Below are 4,202 nucleotides of genomic sequence, written 5' to 3'. Positions count from 1 at the left end.
GGCGGTGAGATTGACCGCCGCCGGCCAGCCGGAGAGCTCGACGAAGGCCGCGATCAGTCCGGTGGCGAAGGCGTAGAGCAGAGCGGAGCGGTGGGCGATGTCGATGTAGGGGTGTGCCCTGCCGGTGGGCGAGGTGACCATCTTCTGCCACTTCCACACCCCGAGCAGGAGGGACGTGGTGAAGATGACGCCGGCGAAGAAGAGTATCCAGGCGGTGTCGGTGTGAATGGTCACGTCAAGAGCCTCTCGAAAATGCCTGCGGGGAGGGTGAAGTGAGTGGCAGGCAGGCGAGAGGCTAACAACGATCCCGGAAGAACGGGCCCGAGGACTCAGGCCGCCTTCCACCCGTGGGCGTACTGGACGTGCAGTTGGCTCGATCCGGTCTTGGACGGCCAGACGTCCCACGGCCCGTCGGACCCCAGCGTGATGCACTCGTGCGCCTTCGGGTACTCCAGCACACGGGCCGGGCCGTCCACGACCAGCGAGTGCACCAGCGCTCCGGTGATCCGGAACGCCGTGGCGCTCCCGGTCAGGAACAACGTGTCCGCCGCGCGGCCGAAGCGCAGTTCGTCGCGCCAGCCCGCGTAGTGCCTGGCCCGGTGGTCGATCTCGTCGTCCCCCGGGAAGTCGGTCTCCGGCAGCTCCACCGTGTGCGGCCTCCCCGCTCCGAGCCGGGCCCGCAGCGCCTTCCACCGCGAGGGCGGGAACCCCAGGCTGTGGTGCGTCAGGACCAGGTCCAACGCGACCGGCGACCGGTGCCAGTCATCGATCCCCTTCGGTCCCTCGCGGCCCGCCTTCAGCGGCACGTAGACGAGAGAGCGCCGGGAGCGCGCGGCCAACCCCCAGGCCACCGCCAGGCTCTCGGCCGCCAGGCGGTCCACGTACATGTCCAACGACCAGTCGTTGTCGTACATCACGGCACGCCCCGACCGCGGGCCGGCCTTCACGACCCGGTACTCGGCGCCGTTGTGTCGGACCTGGTGGACTGTGGTGCTCAACTTCACCTGGCAGTCCTATCCCATCCGCATGCCCGCTGTCCTGCGGGTTTCCGCCCGACCGCCCGGTCCCAGGCTATTCGGCGGGGGTGCCGCGGAGGAGGAGGGGGAGGTGGATGCCGCGGGTGAGGGCGGTGAGGGCGTGGGTGGTGCGGCGGTGCTGTTCGGGGTCCATGGCGTTGTGGAGTTGGTGGGGGTGGAGCCAGTGGACGGCGGTGATGATGGCGGGGGGGTCGGTGGCGGGCGACGGTGTCTTCCTGGGCGCTGGTGAGGCGGCCGCCCCAGTAGACGAAGTTGACGCCTTCGGGGAGGTGGTGGGCGGAGACGTAGTCGGTGGCGAGGATGTGCCGGAGGGGGAGGACGAGGCCGGTTTCGGTTTCGGTGTGTCGGCGGGCGGCGAGGTGGGGGAGTTCGTTGGCCTCGGCGCTGCCGCCGGGGAGCATCAGGCCGGACTTGTAGGCGGTTCCGATCAGGAGGATCGCGCCGTCGCGGTTGAGGATGAGGGTCTGGTGGCCGAGGCGTCGGCGGGGCGGTGTGGTGAGGATGGTGGGGAGGTTGTGCAGCATGAGGGGGTGCTCCTGTTCGGCGAGAGCCAGGTGAAACAGGCGGGCAGTCCGGCGCAGACACCGGCGGAGAGAATCAGCCCGAAGATCAACAACTTTGGTCCGAGCGGCCCGTTGCGGATGGGCCAGCAGACGGCCGTGGCGGTGAGGGTGGAGAGGGCGGGGATGCCGAGGACGGCGCCGAGCAGCTTCACGCCACGTCGGCGACGCGGGGCCGGCTGGGGTGCTGGACGGTGATGAAGCGGGGGGTGGGGAGGGGCTGGACGCACTCGGGCTTGGTCGTCCACTCACACCCGCCCGCGAGGGGCCGGAGGTAGACCAGCTTCGCGAGGGTGTCCATGTAGACGCCCTCGACGGGCTTGCCGGAGAAGTCCCGGTGCGCGAGGTCCCGGACGACCTCGCCGACGGTGGGGGTGTAGATGGGCATGGGGGCTCCATTGATTGCGCTGTGCATTGGGATCACTACGACCCGTATCCATGGTGGGGCTGAAGGGTCTACGATCGGAAGCCGAGGAAATGGCGAATCTGCCTAAGGGCTGTCCCGTAATTGATCTTTGAGTGGGTCGAGGCAGGGCAAGGCGGCCGTCGGCCGGCTGGTTACGCGGCCTGCAGGAGGTTGTGCAGGCGGGCGATGCCGAGGATCGCGTCGTGGACGCCGTCGCCCTTGAGTCGGCAGTCGCGGAGGATCTTCCAGGTCTTCATGCGGGCGAAGACGTGCTCGACGCGGGCGCGGACCTGCTTGTGCTCTCGGTTGTGCTCGGCCTGCCACTCGGTCAGCTCACCACCGCGCGGCCTGCGGTGTGGGATGACCAGGCCGGTGCCCGGGTAGCCGCCGTCGGCCATCGTGGCGGCTCTCCCGACGGCCGCTTTGGCTCCGGACTCCTCCCATGCCTTGCAGTCGTTCCGGTTGCCCGGGAGGGGCTTGCCGATCGCCACGACCAGGCGGGTGTGGGCGTCGATGACGACCTGGTGGTTGGTGGAGTACCGGTAGTTCTTGGACTGGGCGGCGACGGCGTGGTCGCGGGTGGGGACCAGGGTGCCGTCGACGATCAGGACGGTGTCCTTGCGGAAGCGCCGGCGGGGCTTGAGCGCCAGGAGTGGGCCGACGTGGTCGATGATCCGGTCGGCCGCGGACTTAGACACCCCGAACAGCGGCGCGAGCTGTCGCAGTGTCAGGTTCGTCCGCCAGTAGGCTGCCACCAGCAGCACTCGGTCCTCGAGCGGAAGACTCCAGGGCCGGCCGGGCCGCACGGTGTCGGCGCCCTCGCGGCGCAGCACAGTCATCAGCTTGCGGAAGTCACGCGGGCTCAGCCCGGTGAACGGGGCTATCCAGGACGGCTCCGACGCCGTGATCACACCAGCCACGCGCAAGATCATCTCACCCGTGGCCAGCAGTTACGGGACAACCCTTAGGGTTCAGTTGGAGCCACCATGAACGAACGCAAACTCGACCCGGCGTCATCCCAGTTCGCTCCCATCGGTGTTCAACTACGCAGGTCACGTAAGGCGCGAGGCCTCACACAACCCCAACTTGGCGAGATCACCAGATTCTCGGCGTCCTACATCTCGCGAATTGAACGAGGAGTGGAGCCTCCGAGTCGACGCCTCGCCCAGGAGGTCGATCGCGCGCTCGACACCGGGGGCACCATCGAGCTGATGCTCGACCAACTTGAACACGTTGTCCTCAAAGAGGGACTTCCGGAGTACATCGCACAGGAAGCAAAGGCCGTGACCATCCGGCTCTTCCACCTTGGACTGATCACGGGCCTGCTGCAGACGCGGGAGTACGCTCAGGCCTACGAGTTGGCAGCGGTCCGGCGAGGAGCGGCTACCCCACAGCAAGCAGACGGCCGCGTGAACCTTCTACTGAACCGCCAAGCAGCCTTGAAGCGAACCCCTCCCCCGTTCATCCAGGCGGTGCTTGACGAGTGGAACCTGCGGCGACCTATCGGCGGCCGAGCTGTCATGATCGGTCAGCTTCAGTACCTGGAGGAGTTGGCCCAACAGCCCAATGTGACCCTCCAGGTGGCACCGCTCGACCTCGGAGAAGACCGACCTTTCGTCCATCCTGTGAATCTGCTGACCATGGCCACCGGAAAGATGCTGGGCTACACAGAGAGCCACAAGACAGGCCTCTTGGAACGAGACGCCAAGATACTGTCAGCCTGGGCCAGGGACTACGATCAGCTGCAAGTCGAAGCCCTGTCCCGAGCCCGCTCGCTGGAGCTGATCAGGGAAGTACGGAAGGAATTTGAGAGCCATGCAGCACTTTGACCTCGCCGATGCTCGCTGGCGCAAGAGCACGTACAGCGGCCAGGGAGGTGAGTGCGTAGAGGTCGCCTCCAACCTCCTCGGCCTCGTTCCCGTCCGGGACTCCAAGGACCCCGAGGGCCCGGCCCTCGTCTTCCCCACCTCCGCCTGGCGCTCCTTCGTCACCGCCGTCCAGGCCAGCGAGTTCGACACCATCTGACGCAAGCAAACTTCGAGCCCCAACCGCATACCCCGAAACCACCTCGGAGCAGGAAGTCGGACCGGCCGACTTCCCACTCCGAGCAGCACGGCACAGTTCCGGTGGCCCCTCGCTGCTCGCAAGGGGCCACCGGAGAAGACCCCGGAGTGGGAAGTCGACCCCATCGACTTCCCA

The 4,202-nt window shown here is 67.3% G+C and carries 5 protein-coding genes and 2 pseudogenes; 2 read left to right on the top strand and 5 right to left on the bottom strand.

What is annotated here, in order from left to right:
- From ABD308_RS04365 to ABD308_RS04350, 5 genes and pseudogenes are all read right to left on the bottom strand, one after another.
- Positions 1 to 234, bottom strand: a pseudogene (locus ABD308_RS04365) (hypothetical protein); the annotation flags it as partial.
- Between the two features lie 95 nt (positions 235 to 329).
- Positions 330 to 998 (bottom strand): hypothetical protein, encoded by a 669-nt coding sequence (locus ABD308_RS04360; protein WP_344325787.1) that lies wholly within the window; start codon positions 996 to 998, stop codon positions 330 to 332.
- Between the two features lie 344 nt (positions 999 to 1,342).
- Positions 1,343 to 1,561, bottom strand: a pseudogene (locus tag ABD308_RS39550) (NUDIX domain-containing protein); the annotation flags it as partial.
- Positions 1,562 to 1,748: 187 nt separating this feature from the next.
- A complete protein-coding gene (locus ABD308_RS04355) occupies positions 1,749 to 1,985 on the bottom strand; it encodes a hypothetical protein (RefSeq protein WP_344325784.1) in 237 nt (78 codons plus the stop codon).
- 170 nt (positions 1,986 to 2,155) lie between these two features.
- Positions 2,156 to 2,923 carry a transposase gene (locus ABD308_RS04350; RefSeq protein WP_344325781.1) on the bottom strand — a complete coding sequence of 256 codons (768 nt, stop codon included), beginning with the start codon at positions 2,921 to 2,923 and terminating at the stop codon, positions 2,156 to 2,158.
- A 66-nt stretch (positions 2,924 to 2,989) separates the two neighbouring features.
- Between ABD308_RS04350 and ABD308_RS04345 the strand changes: the two genes are divergently transcribed.
- Both ABD308_RS04345 and ABD308_RS04340 read left to right on the top strand, forming a co-directional pair.
- Positions 2,990 to 3,832 (top strand): helix-turn-helix domain-containing protein, encoded by an 843-nt coding sequence (locus ABD308_RS04345; protein WP_344325778.1) that lies wholly within the window; start codon positions 2,990 to 2,992, stop codon positions 3,830 to 3,832.
- Positions 3,819 to 4,028, top strand: a complete 210-nt coding sequence (locus ABD308_RS04340; protein ID WP_344325775.1) for a DUF397 domain-containing protein — start codon at positions 3,819 to 3,821, stop codon at positions 4,026 to 4,028. Before ABD308_RS04345 ends, ABD308_RS04340 begins: the two co-directional genes overlap by 14 nt.
- The last annotated feature ends 174 nt before the right edge of the window (positions 4,029 to 4,202 follow it).

It is taken from the genome of Kitasatospora putterlickiae, assembly GCF_039527695.1.
Lineage (GTDB): Bacteria > Actinomycetota > Actinomycetes > Streptomycetales > Streptomycetaceae > Kitasatospora > Kitasatospora putterlickiae.
Note: the sequence above shows the minus strand (reverse complement) of the source record. Positions and strands in the feature narration are given on the sequence as shown.